22 protein-coding genes are annotated in these 19,638 nt (G+C 56.1%); 12 read left to right on the plus strand and 10 right to left on the minus strand.

All coding sequences use genetic code 11. The features are described from left to right. Nucleotides 1–162: 162 nt before the first annotated feature. From G403_RS22870 to G403_RS0110040, 5 genes are all read right to left on the minus strand, one after another. Nucleotides 163–1,554, minus strand: a complete 1,392-nt coding sequence (locus G403_RS22870) for a dihydrolipoyl dehydrogenase (protein ID WP_036233307.1) — start codon at nucleotides 1,552–1,554, stop codon at nucleotides 163–165. A gap of 165 nt (nucleotides 1,555–1,719) precedes the next feature. Next, nucleotides 1,720–3,015, minus strand: coding sequence for a DEAD/DEAH box helicase (locus G403_RS0110025; protein WP_027853876.1), 1,296 nt, complete (start codon nucleotides 3,013–3,015; stop codon nucleotides 1,720–1,722). A 116-nt stretch (nucleotides 3,016–3,131) separates the two neighbouring features. Beyond that, nucleotides 3,132–4,364 carry an MFS transporter gene (locus tag G403_RS0110030; protein ID WP_027853877.1) on the minus strand — a complete coding sequence of 411 codons (1,233 nt, stop codon included), beginning with the start codon at nucleotides 4,362–4,364 and terminating at the stop codon, nucleotides 3,132–3,134. 284 nt (nucleotides 4,365–4,648) lie between these two features. Next, nucleotides 4,649–4,966, minus strand: coding sequence for a NifB/NifX family molybdenum-iron cluster-binding protein (locus G403_RS22875; protein ID WP_036233354.1), 318 nt, complete (start codon nucleotides 4,964–4,966; stop codon nucleotides 4,649–4,651). Nucleotides 4,967–5,079: 113 nt separating this feature from the next. Next, a complete protein-coding gene (locus tag G403_RS0110040) occupies nucleotides 5,080–5,736 on the minus strand; it encodes a peroxiredoxin (RefSeq protein WP_027853878.1) in 657 nt (218 codons plus the stop codon). Between the two features lie 418 nt (nucleotides 5,737–6,154). Here G403_RS0110040 and G403_RS0110045 point away from each other — a divergent pair, with 418 nt between their 5' ends. The 4 genes from G403_RS0110045 to G403_RS0110060 are packed head-to-tail and all read left to right on the plus strand — an operon-like array spanning nucleotide 6,155 to nucleotide 10,109. After that, a complete protein-coding gene (locus G403_RS0110045) occupies nucleotides 6,155–7,234 on the plus strand; it encodes a hydrogenase small subunit (protein ID WP_027853879.1) in 1,080 nt (359 codons plus the stop codon). Further along, nucleotides 7,231–9,039 (plus strand): nickel-dependent hydrogenase large subunit, encoded by a 1,809-nt coding sequence (locus G403_RS0110050; protein ID WP_027853880.1) that lies wholly within the window; start codon nucleotides 7,231–7,233, stop codon nucleotides 9,037–9,039. Before G403_RS0110045 ends, G403_RS0110050 begins: the two co-directional genes overlap by 4 nt. A gap of 46 nt (nucleotides 9,040–9,085) precedes the next feature. Continuing rightward, a complete protein-coding gene (cybH, locus tag G403_RS0110055; RefSeq protein ID WP_027853881.1) occupies nucleotides 9,086–9,808 on the plus strand; it encodes a Ni/Fe-hydrogenase, b-type cytochrome subunit in 723 nt (240 codons plus the stop codon). Next, nucleotides 9,792–10,109, plus strand: coding sequence for a HigA family addiction module antitoxin (locus G403_RS0110060; RefSeq protein WP_084404000.1), 318 nt, complete (start codon nucleotides 9,792–9,794; stop codon nucleotides 10,107–10,109). The genes cybH and G403_RS0110060 overlap by 17 nt, the downstream gene beginning before the upstream one ends. A gap of 36 nt (nucleotides 10,110–10,145) precedes the next feature. Here the strand turns inward: G403_RS0110060 and G403_RS0110065 are convergent, their stop codons facing one another. Together G403_RS0110065 and G403_RS0110070 are read right to left on the minus strand one after the other, a co-directional pair. Next, on the minus strand, nucleotides 10,146–10,502 hold the full coding sequence (locus tag G403_RS0110065; protein ID WP_027853883.1) for a hypothetical protein: 357 nt from the start codon (nucleotides 10,500–10,502) through the stop codon (nucleotides 10,146–10,148). Between the two features lie 177 nt (nucleotides 10,503–10,679). Further along, on the minus strand, nucleotides 10,680–11,606 hold the full coding sequence (locus G403_RS0110070) for a LysR family transcriptional regulator (RefSeq protein WP_027853884.1): 927 nt from the start codon (nucleotides 11,604–11,606) through the stop codon (nucleotides 10,680–10,682). A gap of 236 nt (nucleotides 11,607–11,842) precedes the next feature. On the opposite strand from G403_RS0110070, the gene G403_RS0110075 reads away from it, so the two are divergent. From G403_RS0110075 to G403_RS0110090, 4 genes are all read left to right on the plus strand, one after another. Next, nucleotides 11,843–12,697 (plus strand): alpha/beta hydrolase, encoded by an 855-nt coding sequence (locus G403_RS0110075; protein WP_027853885.1) that lies wholly within the window; start codon nucleotides 11,843–11,845, stop codon nucleotides 12,695–12,697. 177 nt (nucleotides 12,698–12,874) lie between these two features. Continuing rightward, a complete protein-coding gene (locus G403_RS0110080) occupies nucleotides 12,875–13,261 on the plus strand; it encodes an MAPEG family protein (RefSeq protein ID WP_027853886.1) in 387 nt (128 codons plus the stop codon). 36 nt (nucleotides 13,262–13,297) lie between these two features. Next, nucleotides 13,298–13,891: a Crp/Fnr family transcriptional regulator gene (locus tag G403_RS22880; RefSeq protein WP_051298838.1), complete on the plus strand. Its 594-nt coding sequence runs from the start codon at nucleotides 13,298–13,300 to the stop codon at nucleotides 13,889–13,891. Between the two features lie 87 nt (nucleotides 13,892–13,978). After that, complete coding sequence (locus tag G403_RS0110090; protein ID WP_027853887.1) at nucleotides 13,979–14,368, plus strand: hypothetical protein; 390 nt, start codon at nucleotides 13,979–13,981, stop codon at nucleotides 14,366–14,368. Between the two features lie 20 nt (nucleotides 14,369–14,388). Here G403_RS0110090 and G403_RS0110095 read toward each other — a convergent pair whose 3' ends face one another. Next, on the minus strand, nucleotides 14,389–14,946 hold the full coding sequence (locus G403_RS0110095) for a flavodoxin (RefSeq protein ID WP_027853888.1): 558 nt from the start codon (nucleotides 14,944–14,946) through the stop codon (nucleotides 14,389–14,391). A gap of 208 nt (nucleotides 14,947–15,154) precedes the next feature. Here G403_RS0110095 and G403_RS0110100 point away from each other — a divergent pair, with 208 nt between their 5' ends. The 4 genes from G403_RS0110100 to G403_RS0110115 all read left to right on the plus strand — a co-directional run bounded on the left by G403_RS0110100 (nucleotide 15,155) and on the right by G403_RS0110115 (nucleotide 17,805). Continuing rightward, complete coding sequence (locus G403_RS0110100) at nucleotides 15,155–15,736, plus strand: uracil-DNA glycosylase family protein (protein ID WP_036233312.1); 582 nt, start codon at nucleotides 15,155–15,157, stop codon at nucleotides 15,734–15,736. An 83-nt stretch (nucleotides 15,737–15,819) separates the two neighbouring features. Continuing rightward, the gene (locus tag G403_RS0110105) at nucleotides 15,820–16,158 is read left to right on the plus strand and encodes a putative quinol monooxygenase (RefSeq protein ID WP_027853890.1); all 339 of its coding nucleotides are present in this window, start codon (nucleotides 15,820–15,822) and stop codon (nucleotides 16,156–16,158) included. Between the two features lie 22 nt (nucleotides 16,159–16,180). Next, nucleotides 16,181–17,167: an amidoligase family protein gene (locus G403_RS0110110; RefSeq protein ID WP_027853891.1), complete on the plus strand. Its 987-nt coding sequence runs from the start codon at nucleotides 16,181–16,183 to the stop codon at nucleotides 17,165–17,167. Further along, entirely contained in the window at nucleotides 17,140–17,805 is a 666-nt protein-coding gene (locus G403_RS0110115; RefSeq protein WP_027853892.1) for a gamma-glutamyl-gamma-aminobutyrate hydrolase family protein, read from the plus strand. The genes G403_RS0110110 and G403_RS0110115 overlap by 28 nt, the downstream gene beginning before the upstream one ends. A gap of 1 nt (nucleotide 17,806) precedes the next feature. On the opposite strand, the gene G403_RS0110120 is transcribed toward G403_RS0110115, so the two are convergent. Then, entirely contained in the window at nucleotides 17,807–18,451 is a 645-nt protein-coding gene (locus G403_RS0110120) for a DUF47 domain-containing protein (protein WP_027853893.1), read from the minus strand. Nucleotides 18,452–18,467: 16 nt separating this feature from the next. Beyond that, nucleotides 18,468–19,505 (minus strand): inorganic phosphate transporter, encoded by a 1,038-nt coding sequence (locus tag G403_RS0110125; RefSeq protein WP_051298840.1) that lies wholly within the window; start codon nucleotides 19,503–19,505, stop codon nucleotides 18,468–18,470. Between the last annotated feature and the right edge of the window lie 133 nt (nucleotides 19,506–19,638).

Below are 19,638 nucleotides of genomic sequence, written 5' to 3' on the forward strand. Positions count from 1 at the left end.
ATTGGAGCGTTACCGTTAGTCCACATCATTACTTGACCGTTCGGTCATGACATTGACCTGAATCAGTCGGGGGGATGATGTGAACGTCGAAGACACCTTTCAGGTGTAGACCAATGCGTTGGCGCCTGCCAACCAGAATCCCCGTAGACAGACATCATCTGATCAGTGTTCCATTGCATGTTTCAGGTCACGCAACAAGGAACGAACGCCCTCTTCAAGTACCGGGTGGTAATAGGGCATCTCAAGCAGCCGTTCTACCGTCAACTTCTGCTCCACGGCCCAGGCCAGCAGGTGAGCCAAATGCTCCACATCGGGGCCGACCAGTTCTGCTCCCAGCAGTTTGCCGCTGTGTTTGTCAGCCCAGGCCTTCATCATTCCTTCGGTACGATTCAGCACCTTGGCGCGAGCCTGATCGCTAAAGGCGAAGGAGGCGCAGGCGATCTGGTCCGGTTTATACTGTCGGATCTTGCTGGCGCTTATCCCCAGTGTGGCAATCTGAGGATCACTGAAGACCACTGCCAGAGGCGTGGTGCGATGACCGGTGCGCAGATCCGGATAGCGGCCGGCGTTGTTGCCGGCAATGCGTCCCTCATCAGATGCTTCGTGCAGCAGCGGCAGATGGTTGTTGGCGTCGCCGGCGATAAAAATAGCGCTGTCGCCACATTGCAGTGTCGCAGAATCGAAGTGGGGGATACCCTGATCATCCAGCGTCAATGAGGTGTTCTCCAGCCCCAGTTGGTCCACATTGGGGCGTCGGCCGGTGGCAGCGAGCAGGTACTCAAAGGTTTCATTCTGAAGAGTGCCACTCTGGTCTTTGAAACCTACGGTTACGCCGGAGTCGGTTCGCTCAACACTGTCTACTTGCGCATCGGCATCCAGCGGATACTCGCTACTAAACGCCTTGAGGGCAGATGCTCGCACTTCACTGTCCTGAAGTGGCCCGAGCGCGCCGCCAATGCCGAACATCCGTATCCTGACGCCGAGACGATGCAGTGCCTGGCCAAGTTCGAGGCCGATAACGCCGGGGCCAAACACCACGACTGATTCCGGCAGGGTATCCAGTTCGAAAAGGTCATCGTTGCTTAACAGTCGATCCTCGGCTGCACGCAGAAAACCGGGAATCGCAGGCCGGGAGCCGGTGGCGATAACAATCCGTTGGGCTTCGATCTGCTCGCCAGACTCTGTCTCAAGCCGATGATCAGCAACAAAACGAACCCGTTGGTGGATCTGGTCAGCGTTGGGAATCGCTTCCATGCCTTTGAGCACATTGTCGACAAAGCGGTCACGGTATTGGCGAACCCGCTCCAGTACAGCCTTGCCGTCAATCCGGATGTCGCTTACCGTAACGCCGAATGCGGTCGCCTGGCGCGCATGCCAGGCGCTGTCAGCGGCGGCAATAAGCAGTTTGCTGGGCATACAGCCAACGCGGGCACAGGTGGTACCCAGGGGGCCTGGATCGATCAGAACAACTGAATCCGAGTATTTGCGGGCCTGGCGGTAGGCATTAAGCCCGGCGCTGCCTGCGCCGATGATCGCGATCTCGGTGGTTCGCATGTCGAGACTCCCTTCAACGGGTGGGTTTTGATCTATTCGTACTGGCTAATTTAACGATTGCATCGAGCGGTCTGCAACAGTCGATGCTGCCTGAAAGGGTAGACGAGGATACGTGGCGGGTGGGGCAGAATACGAAAACGGCCCCCAAGTGGGAGCCGTTATCATTCAGCGTTTTTTAGGACTGCGTGGTGTATTCGCACCCTGGCTGCGCGGTTGGTGACCGCGGTGGGTATCACCGGAGCGCTGTCCGTCACGGTGTTGAGGCTTGGGCTTCTTGGGGCGGCGACGCCGAGCCGATTTTTGCTCCAGGCGGGATTCGGGCAGCGCATGGACCGGGTCGAAACCGTCGATAACTTCCCGGGTTAGCAGCTTGCTGGTCAGCCGCTCAATGGCCCGGAGTTGAGCGATCTCATCGGCGCAGACCAGAGAGACGGCCTGTCCGGTGGCGCCGGCGCGACCGGTACGACCGATGCGGTGGACGTAGTCTTCCGGCACATTGGGCAGATCGAAGTTCACCACCTGAGGCAGCTGATCGATGTCCAGACCGCGGGCTGCAATATCGGTGGCTACCAGTGCTTGAAGGCGGTTGTCCTTGAACTCCGCCAGGGCCTTGGTGCGGGCGTTCTGACTCTTGTTCCCGTGAATCGCGGCCGCTTTGATGCCCGCTTTCTCCAGCTGAGTGGTGAGCTTGTTGGCCCCATGTTTGGTACGTGTAAATACAAGGACCTGATGCCAGCCGTTATCGTTGATCAGTTTGATCAACAGCGGTGCCTTCTGCTTCTTGTCCACCGGTGCTATCCACTGCTTGACTGTTTCCGCTGTGGAGTTGCGCGGCGTAACGGAGATTTCAACCGGATCGTGCACCAGTCCCTTGGCAAGCTCACGGATCTCTTTGGAGAAGGTCGCGGAGAACAGCAGGTTCTGGCGCTTGGGTGGCAGGACAGCCAGGATCCGTTTGATATCGTGGATAAAGCCCATATCAAGCATCCGGTCGGCTTCGTCCAGCACCAGTACTTCCAGATGATCGAAGCGAACCGCATTCTGCTTGTACAGGTCGAGCAAGCGACCGGGCGTGGCGATCAATACGTCGGCGCCTTTGCGCAGCGCCATCATCTGCGGGTTGATCTTCACGCCACCGAATACAACGGTTGAGCGCAGAGGCAGGTGCTTGCCATAGGTTTCCACGCTCTGGCCGACCTGAGCGGCCAGCTCACGGGTGGGGGTGAGAATCAGCACTCGCGCCTGGTTTGCGCCCGCTCTCTGGCCGGGCAGCAGACGTTCCAGAATGGGCAGGGTAAAGCCGGCGGTTTTGCCAGTACCCGTCTGGGCTGCGGCCATGACATCCTGGCCCTGAAGAACGGCGGGAATCGCCTGTTGTTGAATCGGAGAAGGGGTGTCATAACCCTGTTCAGCAACCGCTTTGACAATAGGGTCGGACAAGCCAAGGCTGGCAAAACTCATTAATAACTCTCTGTTTAAATGGGACGAGAACCGGGGAGGTACGGTAAGCCGGGCAACAGCCGGTGCAGAAACGCTCTCGGAAGGGTGCGAAGCTTACCCTAAAGTGCCCTCTGTGGCTATGTTGGCAGATCAGTCTGAGGGCGCTCGTCCAAGCGATCACGGCCGGTTAGTTTAGGGAACCAGTACATCCACAGCGCAGTTACCGCCAAGGTTCCCACACCTCCGATAACAATGGCCGGCACGGCACCGGCCAGTGACGCCACAACCCCGGCGCGGAACTCGCCCACCTGGTTTGAAGTGCTGATAAAGAGTGAATTGACGGCGCTGACACGGCCTCTCATCTCATCCGGTGTTTCCAGCTGAACCAGGGTCGAGCGTATAACCACGCTGATCATATCCGCGGCTCCCATGATGGTCAGCGCGGCCACCGACAGCCAAAGCGATTGGGACAACCCGAACAGAATGATCATTGCGCCAAAGACAGCGACGGAAGCAAACATCTTGACGCCGACACGACTGTCGATGGGGCGCCAGGCCAGCCAGATCGACATGGCAACGGCTCCGACAGCGGGTGCACTGCGCAGCATGCCGAGGGCCCAGGGGCCCGTCTCCAGAATATCCCGGGCGACAATAGGCAGTAGGGCGGTCACGCTGCCGACCAGTACGGCCACCATATCCAGTGAAATCGATCCGAAGATCACCGGGTTGCGCCAGGTGAATTTGAAACCGCCCAATACAGAGTCCAGCGTGGCGCGCTGCTTTTCGCGTTGCTCATGTTGATAGTCAAGGCCAAAGAGGATAACCGCCGAGAGCAGAGCGCAGGCAGTGCTGGTGCCATACAGAGCCCCTGCGCCAAATATATAGATAACGCCGCCCAGCGCCGGGCCGACGATGGTGGTGGCTTCTCGGCCAGAGGCGGTCCAGGTCATCGCGGGGGCCAGCAGATCCGCACCGACGATCCTGGGCACCATCGCCTGGGTTGCCGGCATTTCGAAAGCCCGTGCCGCGCCCATGGCGATACAGCAGCTATAGATAATTGCCGGTGTTATCACATCGAGCACACTGGTGACCGTCAGTACGGCAATGGTCAGGGTGATGACGCTGCGGCTGATCAGCATGATTGTGCGGCGGTTCAACGTATCCGCCAGATGCCCACCGTAGAGTGTCAGTGCAAGCTGCGGTAGATAGCGCGCGAGCCCGACCAGACCGAGACTCAGGGCGCTGTCGGTCAGGTTGTAAATCTGCCACCCCATCCCCACCAGCAGCATCTGAAAGGCAAAAGATGCAGCCATCTGACCGATCCAGAAACGCATGAAGGTCTTGTGCTTTAGTAGGGAAGGTGTGGTCATGCCAGTCCTGAAAGAGATTGAACAGAAGTAAGAGATGAGGCGGGAAGTGTAACGGATGTTACAGTTGGATGCTTATTAGTTTTTCTTCAAAGTGATCCGGTTTTACGAAGATCAGCGGGTAAGCGCGGGTTGGGAGCGATGGTGTATCTAACTCAAAAGCGGAGCATTCCGGGCGTCTTTGCATTATGACGTAATGATGAACTGCGCAGAATAGCGTGTTCCGGGGACATCATGCGCAACATTAAACTCGCGCAATATCGCTATGCTAGGCGGCCTTTAAGCCGTTAAGTAGATCCACTTTCGAGAAATTGTCTTACCGCCGTGTCGGGATCACTCTCGTTAGAAACTTGCAGTTGAATCTCTTTACGGCTCAGCCTCCGTGTTAACCCGCGACCGGTACTGGCCGTTATCAAAACATCAATGTCATCCAGCGGGTGTGGCTCGTGAGAATCAGAATCGTGGAACGACTCGGCTTTGCTCAGCTCAAGTAACCGCTTGGAAGCTACCTGTCCATCTTCGATGGTATAAATCCAGAACTTTCGACAGCGACCAGGATGGTCTGTGACTGTTTTTCGATTCTGGCTGGTGACAGCAATTTTCATAGTCGGCATCCGGGCGCAGTGACGATTGCGCTGTGAACCATTAATAGAAAACCTGAGCGCCACCGCTTGAAAGCGGTGGCCTCTGGGAAGTGCCGCTTTAAACTCTTTGGCGATTACAACTGCTTGGTGCAGAAGTAAAAGTCCACACAGTCATACTGATCCGACTCCATACGCTCGTTGGCACCCTCAGCCGTCGCAGAGGGTGGCACGATAACCCTGTCCCCTGGCTGCCAGCCTTCCGGGGTTGCTACGCCATTCTCGTCACTGGTCTGCAACGCATCCAGTAGACGCAGGAATTCCGGGATGGATCGACCGTTGCTCATGGGGTAGTAAACCATTGCGCGCAGGATTCCGTTGGGATCGATGATAAAGGTCGCGCGAACCGCAGACGTATCTGCAGCGCCGGGGTGGATCATTCCGTATGCCCGGGCGACGTCCATCTTCAGGTCGGCGATGATCGGAAACGGAATCTCGACCCCGAATTTTTCCTTGATATTGCGCATCCAGGCGATATGCGAGTGATGGCTGTCGATGGACAGTCCCAGTAACTCACAGTTGCGTTTGTTGAACTCCGGCGCCATCTTGGCAAAAGCCATGAACTCAGTCGTGCATACCGGGGTGAAATCAGCCGGATGAGAAAAGAGTACGAGCCATTTCCCCTTGTAGTCATCGAGGCTCTTAACCCCATCAGTTGTCGGTGCGGTAAACTCTGGAGCTCGCTCGTTCAAACGCGGGAGGCCTGAGGTAGTAGCGGTTTCTGCGGGTTCCATAACGGTGCTCCTTACTATTGATTAGATATATCTAATATAAAGGCCGTTAATGTTCATGTGAATACATAAATTGCTATCACGTATATAGCCGCTGTCTATCGGCTTCCTCATCCTCACGGAAAACCGCCGTTCACTAACACTTCTACGATGTGGCTCTGGCTTAGGTGTACTCGGGATGAGCCAATCTGTTAACCGGTTGTTGGTCAGGTTCGACTGGTAAATAACCTTCCATATTGCACGCTTAGTGGTTCTGTGTTTTCTGTAATTTACGTCTGTTTAAACCTAATCAATTGAATTATTTGAGGTTTTAAAGTTGGGCCGTTTCTTGCTCTAGCTCTTTCTGATTCCGCCTGAGAATGATAAGAGCTTAACCGGTGGCCGCCTGCGGAAAGGAGAGGTACGCCGAGGGGAGTACGGCATGTCCCAGATTGAAACGTTTTACGATGTGATGCGACGTCAGGGGATTACGCGTCGCAGCCTGTTGAAGTACAGCAGCCTGACAGCTGCAGCCCTGGGTCTAGGACCCACCTTTGCCCCTAAAATTGCCCACGCCATGGAGACCAAACCGCGTACGCCGGTGGTCTGGCTGCACGGGCTGGAGTGCACCTGCTGCTCCGAATCCTTTATCCGCTCCGCCCATCCGCTGGTTAAGGATGTGGTGCTGTCGATGATCTCGCTGGACTACGATGACACCCTGATGGCTGCTGCCGGCCATCAGGCTGAGGCTGCGCTGGAGCAGACCATCGAGAAGTACAAGGGCGAGTACATCCTGGCGGTGGAAGGTAATCCGCCGCTGAACGAAGATGGCATGTTCTGCATTGTCGGCGGTAAGCCGTTCCTCGATCAGCTCAAGCATGCTGCCAAGGATGCCAAGGCCGTGATTGCCTGGGGTAGCTGTGCCAGCTGGGGCTGTGTTCAGGCGGCGCGACCGAACCCCACTCAGGCGGTGCCGATTCATAAGGTGATCACCGATAAACCGATTATCAAGGTGCCGGGCTGTCCGCCCATCGCCGAGGTGATGACCGGTGTGATCACCTATATGCTCACCTTCGGCAAGATTCCGGAACTGGACCGTCAAGGGCGTCCGAAGATGTTCTACGGCCAGCGTATTCACGACAAATGCTACCGCCGTCCCCATTTCGATGCGGGTCAGTTTGTCGAGCAGTGGGATGATGAATCCGCTCGCAAGGGCTACTGCCTCTATAAAGTCGGTTGTAAAGGACCGACCACCTACAACGCCTGCTCTACAGTGCGCTGGAACGAAGGCACCTCCTTCCCGATTCAGGCCGGTCACGGCTGTATTGGCTGCTCAGAAGATGGCTTCTGGGACAAAGGTGGTTTCTATGACCGTCTGACCGATATCCATCAGTTTGGTATTGAAAAGAATGCCGATGAGATCGGCACCGCCGTGGCCGGTGGTGTGGGTGCCGCCATTGCGGCCCATGCGGCTGTCAGTGCGATCAAGCGGGCGACCAGCAAGGGAGATCAGGAGTCATGAGCGATCTGAACGCCAGTAATCTGGACAACTCCGGGCGTCGCATCGTTGTCGACCCGGTCACGCGCATCGAAGGCCATATGCGGTGCGAGGTGAACGTGGATGAAAATAATATCATCCGTAACGCGGTTTCCACCGGCACCATGTGGCGTGGTCTGGAAGTCATTTTGAAAGGGCGTGACCCGCGTGATGCCTGGGCCTTTGTTGAACGTATCTGCGGTGTGTGTACCGGTACCCACGCACTGACCTCGGTACGTGCCGTAGAGGATGCACTGGGAATCAATATTCCCTACAACGCGCATCTGATCCGGCACCTGATGGACAAGACCCTTCAGGTTCATGACCACATCGTACATTTCTATCACCTGCACGCGCTGGACTGGGTTAACCCGGTTAATGCCCTGAAAGCGGATCCGAAAGCCACCTCCGAGCTGCAGCAGATGGTGTCTCCTCACCATCCCAAGTCCAGCCCCGGTTATTTCCGCGATGTGCAGACGCGCCTGAAGAAGTTTGTCGAGAGCGGCCAGCTTGGCCTGTTCTCCAACGGCTACTGGGACAACCCGGCCTACAAACTGCCACCGGCGGCGGACCTGATGGCCGTGGCGCATTATCTGGAAGCGTTGGATCTGCAGAAGGATATCGTCAAGATCCACACTATCTTTGGCGGCAAGAATCCGCACCCGAACTTCATGGTGGGCGGCGTGGCTTGCGCCATCAATCTGGATGACGTGGGCGCGGCTGGTGCGCCGGTCAATATGACCAGCCTCAACTTCGTGCTTGAGCGTATTCGTGAAGCTCAGGCTTTCACCAAGAACGTTTATCTGCCGGATGTGCTGGCCGTGGCCGGTATCTACAAAGACTGGCTGTACGGTGGCGGTCTGGCCGGTCAGAACGTGCTTTCTTATGGTACCTACACCCAGGTTCCCGGAGACAAGTCCTCCGATCTGCTGCCGGCCGGCGCTATCGTCAACGGTAACTGGAATGAAGTGCTACCGGTGGATGTACGCGATCCCGAGCAGATTCAGGAGTTTGTCAGCCATAGCTGGTACAGCTACGCAGGCGACGAGAACAAGGGACTGCATCCCTGGGACGGTGTCACCGAACCTAACTTCGAACTGGGCCCCAACACCAAGGGCAGCAAGACCAACATCCAGGAGATCGACGAGTCCGCCAAGTACTCATGGATCAAGGCTCCGCGCTGGCGCGGTCATGCCATGGAAGTGGGTCCGCTGGCGCGTTACATCATCGCCTACGTCTCGGGCAAGGAGTATGTGCAGGAGCAGGTGGACCGCTCTTTGTCCGCCTTTAACCAGGCCACGGGCATGGAGCTGGGTCTGAAACAGTTCCTGCCATCGACCCTGGGTCGTACCCTGGCGCGTGCGCTGGAGTGCGAACTCTGTACCGATACCATGCTCGATGACTGGCATGCTCTGGTGAACAACATCAAGGCGGGCGACAGCTCTACCGCTAATGTAGAGAAGTGGGATCCAAGTACCTGGCCCAAGGAAGCACAGGGCGTCGGGATCAACGAAGCTCCCCGTGGCGCTCTGGGACACTGGATCAAGATCAAGGATGGCAAGATCGACAACTATCAGGCGATCGTCCCGACCACCTGGAACGGTACACCGCGCGATCACAACGGCAACATCGGTGCATTTGAGGCGTCCCTGCTGGATACGCCCATGGAGCGTCCGGATGAGCCGGTGGAGATCCTGCGCACACTGCATAGTTTCGACCCCTGTCTGGCCTGTTCGACCCATGTGATGTCACCGGACGGCCAGGAGCTGACCAAGGTGAAAATCCGCTGATAGCGAGGGCGTGCGGAGGTTTCGCGCGCCCGTGGAGGATTCCGCGATGGCACTGGAAAAACAACTCGAACTCGGTGACAGCGAGGACAAGGTCCGCAAGCAGACGGCGGTCTATGTGTATGAGGCGCCTGTTCGTCTCTGGCACTGGGTCACAGTCTTTTGTGTACTGACGCTGGGTATCACCGGGTACTTCATCGGCTCACCTCTGCCCACTCAGCCGGGGGAGGCCAGCGATAACTACCTGATGGGGTATATTCGCTTTGCCCATTTCACGGCGGGGTATATCCTGGCAATTGCCTTTATCGGCCGCATCTACTGGGCCTGTGTGGGTAATCGCCACTCCCGGGAGCTGTTTATTGTTCCGGTCTGGAAAGGACGTTGGTGGTCCGAGCTTTGGCATGAGGTGCGCTGGTACCTGTTCCTGGCAAAGACTCCGAAAAAATACATTGGTCACAACCCGCTGGGGCAGCTGGCCATGTTCGGCTTCTTCGTAATCGGCAACATCTTCATGATCGTCACCGGCTTCGCGCTATACGGTGAGGGCCTGGGCGCGGGAAGCTGGGCTGACCAAATGTTCGGCTGGGTCATACCGTTGTTCGGTCAGAGTCAGGATGTGCATACCTGGCATCATCTGGGTATGTGGTACATCGTGATTTTTGTCATGACCCACGTTTATGTGGCTGTGCGTGAGGACATCATGTCCCGGCAGTCACTGATCTCCACCATGGTCGGTGGCTGGCGCATGTTCAAGGATGACAAGCCTGACTGACCGCGCCGAACGCGCTTCCGCTCTCCTGTCACCCTGGCAGGGACGCCGCCCCGAACATCCGGGGCGGTTGCTGGAGCGCTGCTATCTAATCCCTCTGCATATCTCTCAAACAGCCCTGGCCCGGGAATTGGGCATCTCCAGGCGGCGCATCAATGAGATCGTTAATGGCCAGCGTGCGATAACGGCTGATACAGCGCTTAAACTGGCGGCTTTCTTCAGGACAACGCCCATGTTCTGGCTTGAGAAACAGCAGCTTTGGGAGTTGTGTGAGGCGGGCAAACGTAAAAAGAGTGCCCACTGATTGGAGCACTCTATCGGGGAAGGGTAACAGTCGAACTTAGCTCTTATTCCACCAATCGATGGCGAAGGCGCCAAATGAAGGGCTGGGCTCTACCGGTGAGTAATCGTTTTTAGCGACAGTCACCCCGTTGATTGTGTTGTCTTGAGCGTCGGCCCACCAGTTCCAGGAGCCCTGACCAAACTCCGGAGAAAGAGCGTCGAGGTTAGTTGTCTGGCCCGATGCTTGAGCGTTCTGAACACTCTGGCTTGACTGCTCCCACCAGTTCCAGGCGCCGTTACCGAATTCGGCGGATTCCACGCTGGAGGCGAAAGCCTGAGTACCAGACAGTGAGAGCGCGCTGATAGCGAATGCGAAAGCGGTACCTTTAAAACCTTTTGCGAATACGTTTTTCATGATTAAAGCCTCTTTTGATTCGAAAGTAGAAAGCGTCGGCTCGGTGTTTAGTGGGGCCACTCGCTTGCTGATCGATTGCTTGCTTAGCAACTTGAGATCATTCTACGTCTGAGGCTGTTGTTACTTGTAGATAGCAATAAATTGAAATGGTTTTAACTAAAGGTTTAAACCTAAGCGCTAGAGATCGCTGACAGCGTCATCAAGGTCGCTAACGACCGTTTCCTTAACGTTTGTAACAAGATGGTCAATGAAGAGCCGGGTTTTGGCCGGTAGGTAGCTACGGGAGGAGTAGTAGATCATCACCTGAATAGGGTCCACTTCGTACTCTTTAAGAACCCGGCGGAAACAGCCACTTTCAATGTACTGGCTGGATTGCTCGATACCCACGGTCGCTATGCCAACCCCCATTTCAACGGCTTTTACGGCGGCAGAGAGGTTGTTGACGGTCAGGTTTCCGTGGGGAACCACCTGGATCTGTTCACCGTTTACCCGGAAGTTCCAGTTTTGCTTGCGACCGGATTTCGATGAACGGTAGGCGATGCAGTTGTGTTTTGACAGGTCGTCGAGGGTTTTGGGAGCGCCATGCACTTTGACATAGTCCCGGCTCGCTACCACCACCGGTTGCACCTTGTAAAAGTCCCGAGCAATCAGCGAGCTGTCGTGGTTTAGCATAACGCCGATCCCCACGTCGGCACCTTCTTTAATGATGTCTCCAATTCGGTCCTCGAAGGTCAGGTCCAGCTCAATATCGGGGTACTGCTCCATAAAGGCGGGCAAAAGCGGAAGCACTACCATTCGACCGAAGCTATCGGGCATATTGACTCGAAGCCGACCGCGCGGGGCCTTCTTCTTTTCGGTGCTCAGGCTGATCTGATCTTCAAGTTGTTCAACCAGGTGGCCGGTTCGTCTGAACAGGTCATGCCCATCTTCGGTTAGTGTCAACGAATGGGTACTGCGGTGAAATAGCCGGACTTCCAACGTCTTCTCAAGTTGAGCAATCGACTTGCTTACCGCGGCCGAGGAGATACCCAGCTGTCGGGCTGCAGATGAAAAGTTACCGTTATTGACCACAGCGATGAATGTACTGAGTTGCGTGGGAATCATGTGTTACCTGTGAAACGCTGTTGTATACCCGTCTATGTTAACAGTGGTTTGCCGCCAGCGCGGTTTCACATGGCTAGGTATTTGATGTTTGTGGAGAGAATGTAAGCCGGGATTCGTGTATGGATATGTGCGAGCGTGATTTATGAACGGTATTGACTCGGCGTTGGTCTGCCACGCGGTTGGTTACGTATCGGGTACTTATTGCCAATAGACTATCCAAAAGGCGCTACTGCAACATGAAACAGCTTTTTACCGGCTTTGTAGCACTGCTGTTGGCTGGCTGTACCCATGTAGGGCTTGAGCTAGCTAACCTGCCCGCAAAATTCAGCACAACTCGTCTTTATAAAGATGTCGATTATGGCGCTTTGCCAGTTCAGAAACTCGATATCTATGTGCCACAACTTGACCGACAGGGACCGCTTCCCGTGGTTGTTTTTTTCTACGGTGGCCGGTGGAGTGACGGTTCAAAGGAGATGTATCCGTTCGTGGCTGAAGCCTTCGCCGAGCACGGATATGTCACGGTTATCGCCGATTACAGCAAGTATCCACAGGTTCGCTTTCCTGCCTTTATCGAGGATGGCGCCAAGGCTGTGGCCTGGGTGCATCGTCACATCCATGATTACGGTGGTAACCCGGAGCGGCTGTTTCTCGCGGGGCACTCTTCGGGCGCGCACATAGGGGCATTGCTGGCTGCTGATGAACGGTACCTCAGTGCAGAGGGGCTGAGCTCTGACGTCATTAAAGCGTTCGCTGGATTGGCAGGGCCCTATGACTTCATTCCTCAAGCCGAAGATTTAAAACAGATATTTGGCCCACCGGAGCGCTATCCTCAGATGCAGGTGCCGACCTTCATCGACGGCGGTGAGCCGCCGATGCTGTTGATGTGGGGCGAAGAGGATCAGGCGGTCTGGCGTCGGAATATGGACCGGTTGTCAGCGGCCATTCGTGAACAGGAGGGCCGGGTCGAAACACGTATATATCCCGATCTGGATCACGTTGGTGTTATAGCGAGCCTGACTTGGTTTTTACGGGGCCAGCGCCCGGTCTACGCCGATATTCTGAGCTTTTTTGAGAAACATCGAGCACCGTGATTCTGCACGCCTCGGCACCTGAGGCTTGCGAGTGGTGTATTGCACAGACTCATTCTCTGCGAACAATCCAATCCCTGACGTTAAGGACCGGAAACCGATTTCAGAAAAGCACCGTATACCGAGATTAAACACCTGTATTGGCCGATCGTTTATTCATCACTTTTGAGGTCCGTCGTTATGGCTTTGGCTCTGTATATACTCTTTTTTCTGACCGTTTTTCCGGTGGTACTGGCGGGCGTGGCGGTAAACTGCCGGCTGCGTCAGTTCGGCACCATCGATAACAACAACCCCCGCGCCCAGCAGGGGCAGCTGGAAGGGATCGGTGCGCGCGCCATGGCAGCGCAACAGAATGCCTGGGAAGCGGCCATCCTGTTCGTGGTGACGCTGTTTATCGCTTATTCAGCGGGTTTACCGCTCACCTCTCTTGACGTGCCAGCTGTGCTGTATATGGCTTTTAGGCTTGGGCACGCGGTGTGCTACCTGGCCGATTGGGCTACACTGCGCAGCATCGTCTACTGCGGTGGTTTTTTTACCTGCGTCTACATTGTGTATCTGGCAGCATAGGCAGAAGAATCCGCTAATTATCAGAGAGCGCAGGAAATGGGCCGGGGGCAGGCAGCACTTTTTCAACCATTGATGGAGCAGGTTTTAGGTAATCTGTCACTGTCCATTGATCAATGCAGAACGCTCGAATCCGGCCTTAAAGAGCAGGTCTTTCCAGCAAAACAGCCATTAGTGAGGGCAGGACAGCACTGGCGTCACCTGTTTTTTATCGAGCGTGGCCTGGTACGCCTCTACTACCTGGATACAGATGGTCGAGAGTCCAATAAGTCCTTCTTTACCGAGGGGGCGGTGATCTGGCCCGTGGCACCCAGAGACCGAGAATATCCGGTGCGTTTCGAAATCGCGGCAGTTGAGCAGACGACGGTCATCAGCTGTCCCGTTGGGCCTTTACAGGCGCTGCTGGAGGGTTGTGGGGCCTGGGAGCGTTTCGCCTTACCTTATGCGGAACGCTTACTGGAGAGTAAATTTCAGCGCGAACACGATTTTCTGTTGATGAGTGCACGGGAGAGGTTGGTTCAGTTTGAAGCCCAGAACCCGGAGCTCAGTCAGCGTTTACCGGATTACCATCTGGCCTCGTTTCTGGGTATCACCAATGTGTCCCTGTCCCGGATTCGTCATAAGCCGGGCTGAGCGTTTTTAACATCGGTTAATGTGCGCGTGCCCTTGGGCTGTCATCCTCGGACCTCTCAACCAAAACGAGGTTTAAGGGGTAGAACCATGACTCGATTATCACCTACCGCGCAGCTGTCCCTGGCTGCTTTGATCGGCCTGTCTATCTTGCATCTCATGATGTTAATTGCGCTGTTCAGCAAAGCAGCAGTGGCTCCTCCAGACTTTGTTGGCCCGCTTAACGCGGCTGTCCTGGCCATTTTTATGGTGGCGTTATGGCTCGTGTGGAACAGCCACCCGGCCTATAAATTCTGGCTGGCATTGTCAGCATTGTCGGCGCTACCCGGAGTCGGCCCCCACAAGTTGCTGATAGAGGCAAATGCGCTGGTGATCTCCCCGGTCGTTATTAGCGGGACGCTTTTTGTGATCCTGCTTTTGCGCGACCTCTTTGCAGGCCGCGCTCAGCCGGAGCCGGAGATGGAATCGGCCGGCGAGTAACTGGGAACAGCGCGGGTGAATCAAGCTGTAGCTTCGACTTTTTCCAGCAGGGCGGGCTTAATCTGATCGACCCAGGCTTGCAGCCGTTCTTCGGTGTGCATGCCCTGGGTGCGCTGGTCGATGACCAGGCCGACAAACTGATCCCCGATCGCGGATGCGGAGTACTGGAAGGTGTAGCCCTCGGTGCTCCACTCGCCGATCATTTCCGCGCCGAGGCCGGCAAATACCTGGTAGAGCGCCATCAATGAGCTGGCGAAGCGCTCTGAGTAGCGTTCCTGAGCGCCCAGTCCAAACATGGCGATACGTTTGCCTTTCATGTCCGGCCGTCCCATCATCGCCAGAAACTCCTCCCAATTGGGTTCGAAGCAGCCGGATGCACCCTTGCCCGGGATATCACCTTCACCATAGCTGGGCGTTCCCAGAATAAGCGCGTCATACTGGAGCAGATCTGCTGGAGAGATGCGGTTAACGTTCACCGGTTTATCGGCGATATCGCTGCCAAGAATCTTGTAAAGCTTCTTGGCGATCAAGCGGGTGGTACCGGTCTCGGTACCAAAAAAAATGCCGATTTTACTCATGGTTGCTATCCATTCTGTCGGCAACCCGACACCCCTTAGTACCGGGTGGTCAGGTTGGCGCGGGCGATTTGTTGGGCTTGTGATAAAAAGCCGAATTTACAACCTGTGATGCAACCCATGTACCAGCATGATCACCCATATCAGACGTCGTCCACTATGTTGTAAGCTGACGCTCCAGAGTATGACGCTGCGTGGGGGATTGTCTGTCATGAAGTTTGATGCGCTATTGGAGCAGGTTCAGGCCTGCACCCTCTGTGCTCAACATCTGCCATTTGAACCTAAGCCGATTTTTCAAGCCCACCCCGCAGCGCGGATTTTGATTATCGGACAGGCTCCAGGCCGCAAAGCCCATGAGGCTGGAGTCCCCTTCGATGATCCCAGTGGACAGCGTCTGCGTGAGTGGATGGGGCTCACATCAACTGAGTTCTATGACCGGAAGCAGGTGGCAATTCTGCCAATGGGGTTTTGCTTTCCAGGAACGGGTAAGTCGGGGGATCTGCCACCTCGGCCTGAGTGCGCCCCGGCCTGGCGGGATGCGTTGATGAATCATCTGACGGAGGTCGAATTGACGCTGGTTCTGGGACGCTTCGCTCAAGCCTATTTCTTCGGCGATAGGGGGAGTAGTCTGACGCAGCGCGTGGCGGCCTGGCGTGATACCTGGCCTCAGGCGCTGCCATTACCTCATCCCAGTCCGCGGAATAATCTTTGGCTGCGCCGGAATCGATGGTTTGAGGATCAGGTGATACCTGCGCTGCAGGAACGTGTCGTTCAGCTCTTGAGAATTGAGTGAGGCCAGGTACCCACTGGCAGGATGCAACCATTGGCTGTCTGTGCAAAGCTAAACAGGTTGGAACCCATTGAAAAGGAGCCTGTATGTCGTCACTTATCTACTGTACTGCCCAGTTCAAACCTCGCCCCGGGTGTGACCTGGAGTTGTTCCGGGTATTGCAATCCCTGGAACCCAATACACTGCGCGAGGATGGTTGTGTGCAGTATCGTGTGACGCGACAGATCGCCAGCCCCTTTGCCGAGGGCACCAGCTACCCCATCGTTTTTCACGAAGTCTGGCGAGATATTGAAAGTTTTGAAAGGCACTGCCAACGCGAGGAGATACAGGCTTTCTTTGCACGCTATTGTGAAGCCGAAGCGGGTTTAGCTGAAGCGTGGAATGTGTGTATCTATACCGACGAGCCCGCCTTAGGGTTAGTCTGATGCTCTACCAAGGAGTAGCGAGATGACGCCCGGACAGGAATATCGACTGCCTTCAAGGCTGGAAAAGCAGGATGGCTCTGTCCGCAGAGTCGGATTTGAGCTTGAGTTTTCCGGGATTAGCCTGGCTGATACATCAGCCGCTTTGTGCCGTAGCCTGAACGCGGAGGTCCGCTCGCGCACGGAAGCTGAACAGGTGCTGGAAGCGCCGGGGCTGGGTAAATTTAATGTTGAGCTGGACTGGGAGTTCCTCAAGCGAAAGGCGGCGGAAAGCGGGGAGGCCGGAGAGAACGAGGAGTGGCTGCGCCGTTTGAGTCAGGCCGCTGGATTGCTGGTCCCGGTCGAGGTGGTTTGCCCCCCTGTGGCGATGGATCGTTTGAGCGAGCTGGACACGCTGGTTGAGGCTTTGCGAAGTGCCGGTGCGCAGGGCACAGAGGAGTCGCTGATTGCCGCCTACGGGGTTCATATCAACCCGGAGATTCCGGCATTGGAGGCCGGGCTACTGCACGACTACCTGCGCGCATTCGTGCTGCTTCAGTGGTGGTTGGTGGAGGTGCATGAGGTTAACGCGGCGCGCCGAATCAGCCCCTATATCGGGCTTTATCCAGAAGCTTACGTGCATCGTCTGCTGACGGTTCAAAACCCGGATATGGCAACATTGATTGACGACTACCTGAGCCATAATCCGACCCGTAACCGAGCCCTGGATCTGCTGCCGTTATTGGCCGAAGTGGATGAGCAGCGGGTGCGACAGGTGGTGGAGGACCCCAAAATCAAGTCCCGTCCCACGTTTCACTATCGTCTTCCCAACTGTCAGATCGAGCGCCCGGGTTGGTCTTTAGCGCAATCCTGGAATCGATGGTGGGTTGTGGAAAAGCTGGCCGAGCGGCCCGATGCGTTGAAGCAGTTGGGAGATGCCTTTGTAGCGGCCGAAAAACCGGTTTTGGGTGTCAATCGCAGAGGTTGGGTGGAGCATATTGATCAATGGCTCAAAGACCAAGAGTTGGCGTAACCGGCAACGGCCGGCGTTGGGCACCCAGCTGGTGGTGCACCGCTTTGGCACTGCGTCTGGCCGGAGCCACGCCTGAGCGGATCAGCGTACGCCATCACCCCAGTGGCAAACCACTGGATGCCATGGTGATCAGTGGTGGAAACGATATAAGCCCCGAGCATTACGGTGGCGATATAGACGCCAAAGTGAAAGCGGATCCGGCGCGAGACCAGCTGGAGATCGGGTGGATCAACTGGGCATTGCAGCAGGGCGTGCCCCTGCTTGGCATCTGCCGCGGTGCTCAGCTGATTAATGTGGTTCAGGGGGGAAACCTGCACCAGGATATACGTGCGTTACGGAAAAAGACCTATAACCGTCCCGGACTGTTGCCCACCAAACAGGTCCGTGTAGATCCGGCCTCGCGGTTGGCACAGGTGTGCGGTCGTTTGCACCTGCGGGTCAATAGCCTGCATCATCAGGCCATTCGGGATACAGGGCGATCCCTGAAAGTGGTGGGCTGGGATCTGGACGAGATTACTCAGGCTGTGGAGCAGACGGAAGGACCTCCTGTGTTTGGCGTGCAGTGGCATCCCGAGTATCTGTTCTATCTGCCCTCCCAGTTTGCACTGTTTCGCTGGTTGGTGCGAAGGGCGGATTGAGTCAGACCAGTTTAACCATAATATCGTGTAGCACGTTGGCCGCGGCGTGCAGGCGACGTGAACCGTCCATCATATGGTGATAGATCTCCCGCTTGGAAAGCATCTCCGGGGTCACCTCGCCCTTGAATAACTCCGCCAGCGCGTGGCGATACATGCGCTCGATGCGGCGGTGTGAGTGGCGTGCCGAGTGCGCTTCCTGTTCCACCGCCGGTGGGTAATCAGTGAGCGCTGTAAAACCACGTTCCAGGGCTTCACTGCCCTGCAGCAGCTCCTGGACGATTAACTGCATGTGTCGGTCGGGCGTGACGGAAAGGTCGGTCATTTCATTGATGGTGCTTTTGCTGTGGGTCACAATCCAGTCCAGCGCCTCGATAGCGCGGTAGATATCCTCGCGGTCAATCGGAGTGGAAAAGGCGCGATTGAGCTGGTGCAGGTTTTGGATTTTCAGCGTATCAGCGGCGTGTTCGTCCTGTGACAGCAATTCGGCGGTTTTTTCATCCGCAGTCTGCATGTAGTGGTTCAGATTGCGGATGGTCGCGCTAACCAGGCGGCTTTGTTCAGCCAATAGTCCGAAGAAGTCAGTTGGGCTGGGGATTATTCGATCCAGCAGGCGAGCCAGAAAGCTTTTTTTGTGAGGGTGGTTCATAGCGCGTTTCCTTGAATCAAGCCAATCCAGTTAAATCCAGGCCAGCGTAAAACAGCATCGCGACCATGGCGGCGCCGGGTATTGTGACGAGCCAGGTGGTGGCGATCTCTCGGGCCTTGGTCCAGCGCACCGCACGCGGACGTTCCGAAGCGCCAATTCCCATGATCGAGGATGAAACCACGTGGGTGGTCGAGACTGGCGCGCCGATCAATGAGGCCAGGAACACTACACCCCCGGAAGTGAGTTGAGAGTTGAGTGCGTGCAGGGGGCGAATCTTGTAGATAGCGAAAGCCAGCGTTCGGACAATTCGCCAGCCGCCCAGAACCGTTCCCAGCGTAATCGCCAGGGCGCAGACCAGCATAACCCAGAGAGGGACCTCAAAATGGTCGATCTCGCCGCTAAGCAGTAGACAGAGGGTGAGAATTCCCATGCTCTTCTGAGCATCGTTCGCGCCGTGGGCAAACGCCAGTCCGGCCGTGGAGAGCCACTGCGCTGCGCGCAGCTCCCGATTGATCAGCGGGCTTGCCTGGCGTAGCAGAAAAAGGCCCAGGCGTTGAAGCACAAAGCCAAACCAGAAGCCCGCCAGCGGCGAGAGAAACAGCGCCAGAAGCACTTTCGTTACACCCGTGACATGCCCATCGGTCAGTGCCTGAAACCCCCAGAGTACATGGTCCGGGCCGACTGCGACGACCACAACACCGGCAAGGCCGCCCACTAACGCATGGGATGAGGAGGAGGGCAGGCCGCGCCACCAGGTAAACAGATTCCAGAATGTAGCGGCACCCAAGCCGCAGATTACGACTGTCAGCGAGAGCTGGGTCGGAAGATCATCAAGCGTTACGAACTTGCCGATGGTATTGGCAACGGCGGTCCCCCCCAGAAGGGGCCCGAGAAAGGTAAAGCCACCCACAATGACCACCGACATGGCCGGTGTCATGGAGCGTGACGCAATCACCGAGGCCACCATATTGGAAGCATCATGAAAGCCATTGGTAAAATCGAACAGTATCACCACGAGGGTGGCTAAAACCAAAAAGAACCAGAACTGTTCCATGCAGTACAGAAGTCCCTGATACAGCGCAAACACTTGCGGGGTTATGCGTGGGCTGATAAATCACCCATTATCTGACACCGCGAATGCTGAAGGGCGCGGTGCATCTGAGTTCAGGGTAGCGTATTTTAAGAAA

This window comes from Marinobacterium litorale DSM 23545, from assembly GCF_000428985.1.
Lineage (GTDB): Bacteria > Pseudomonadota > Gammaproteobacteria > Pseudomonadales > Balneatricaceae > Marinobacterium_D > Marinobacterium_D litorale.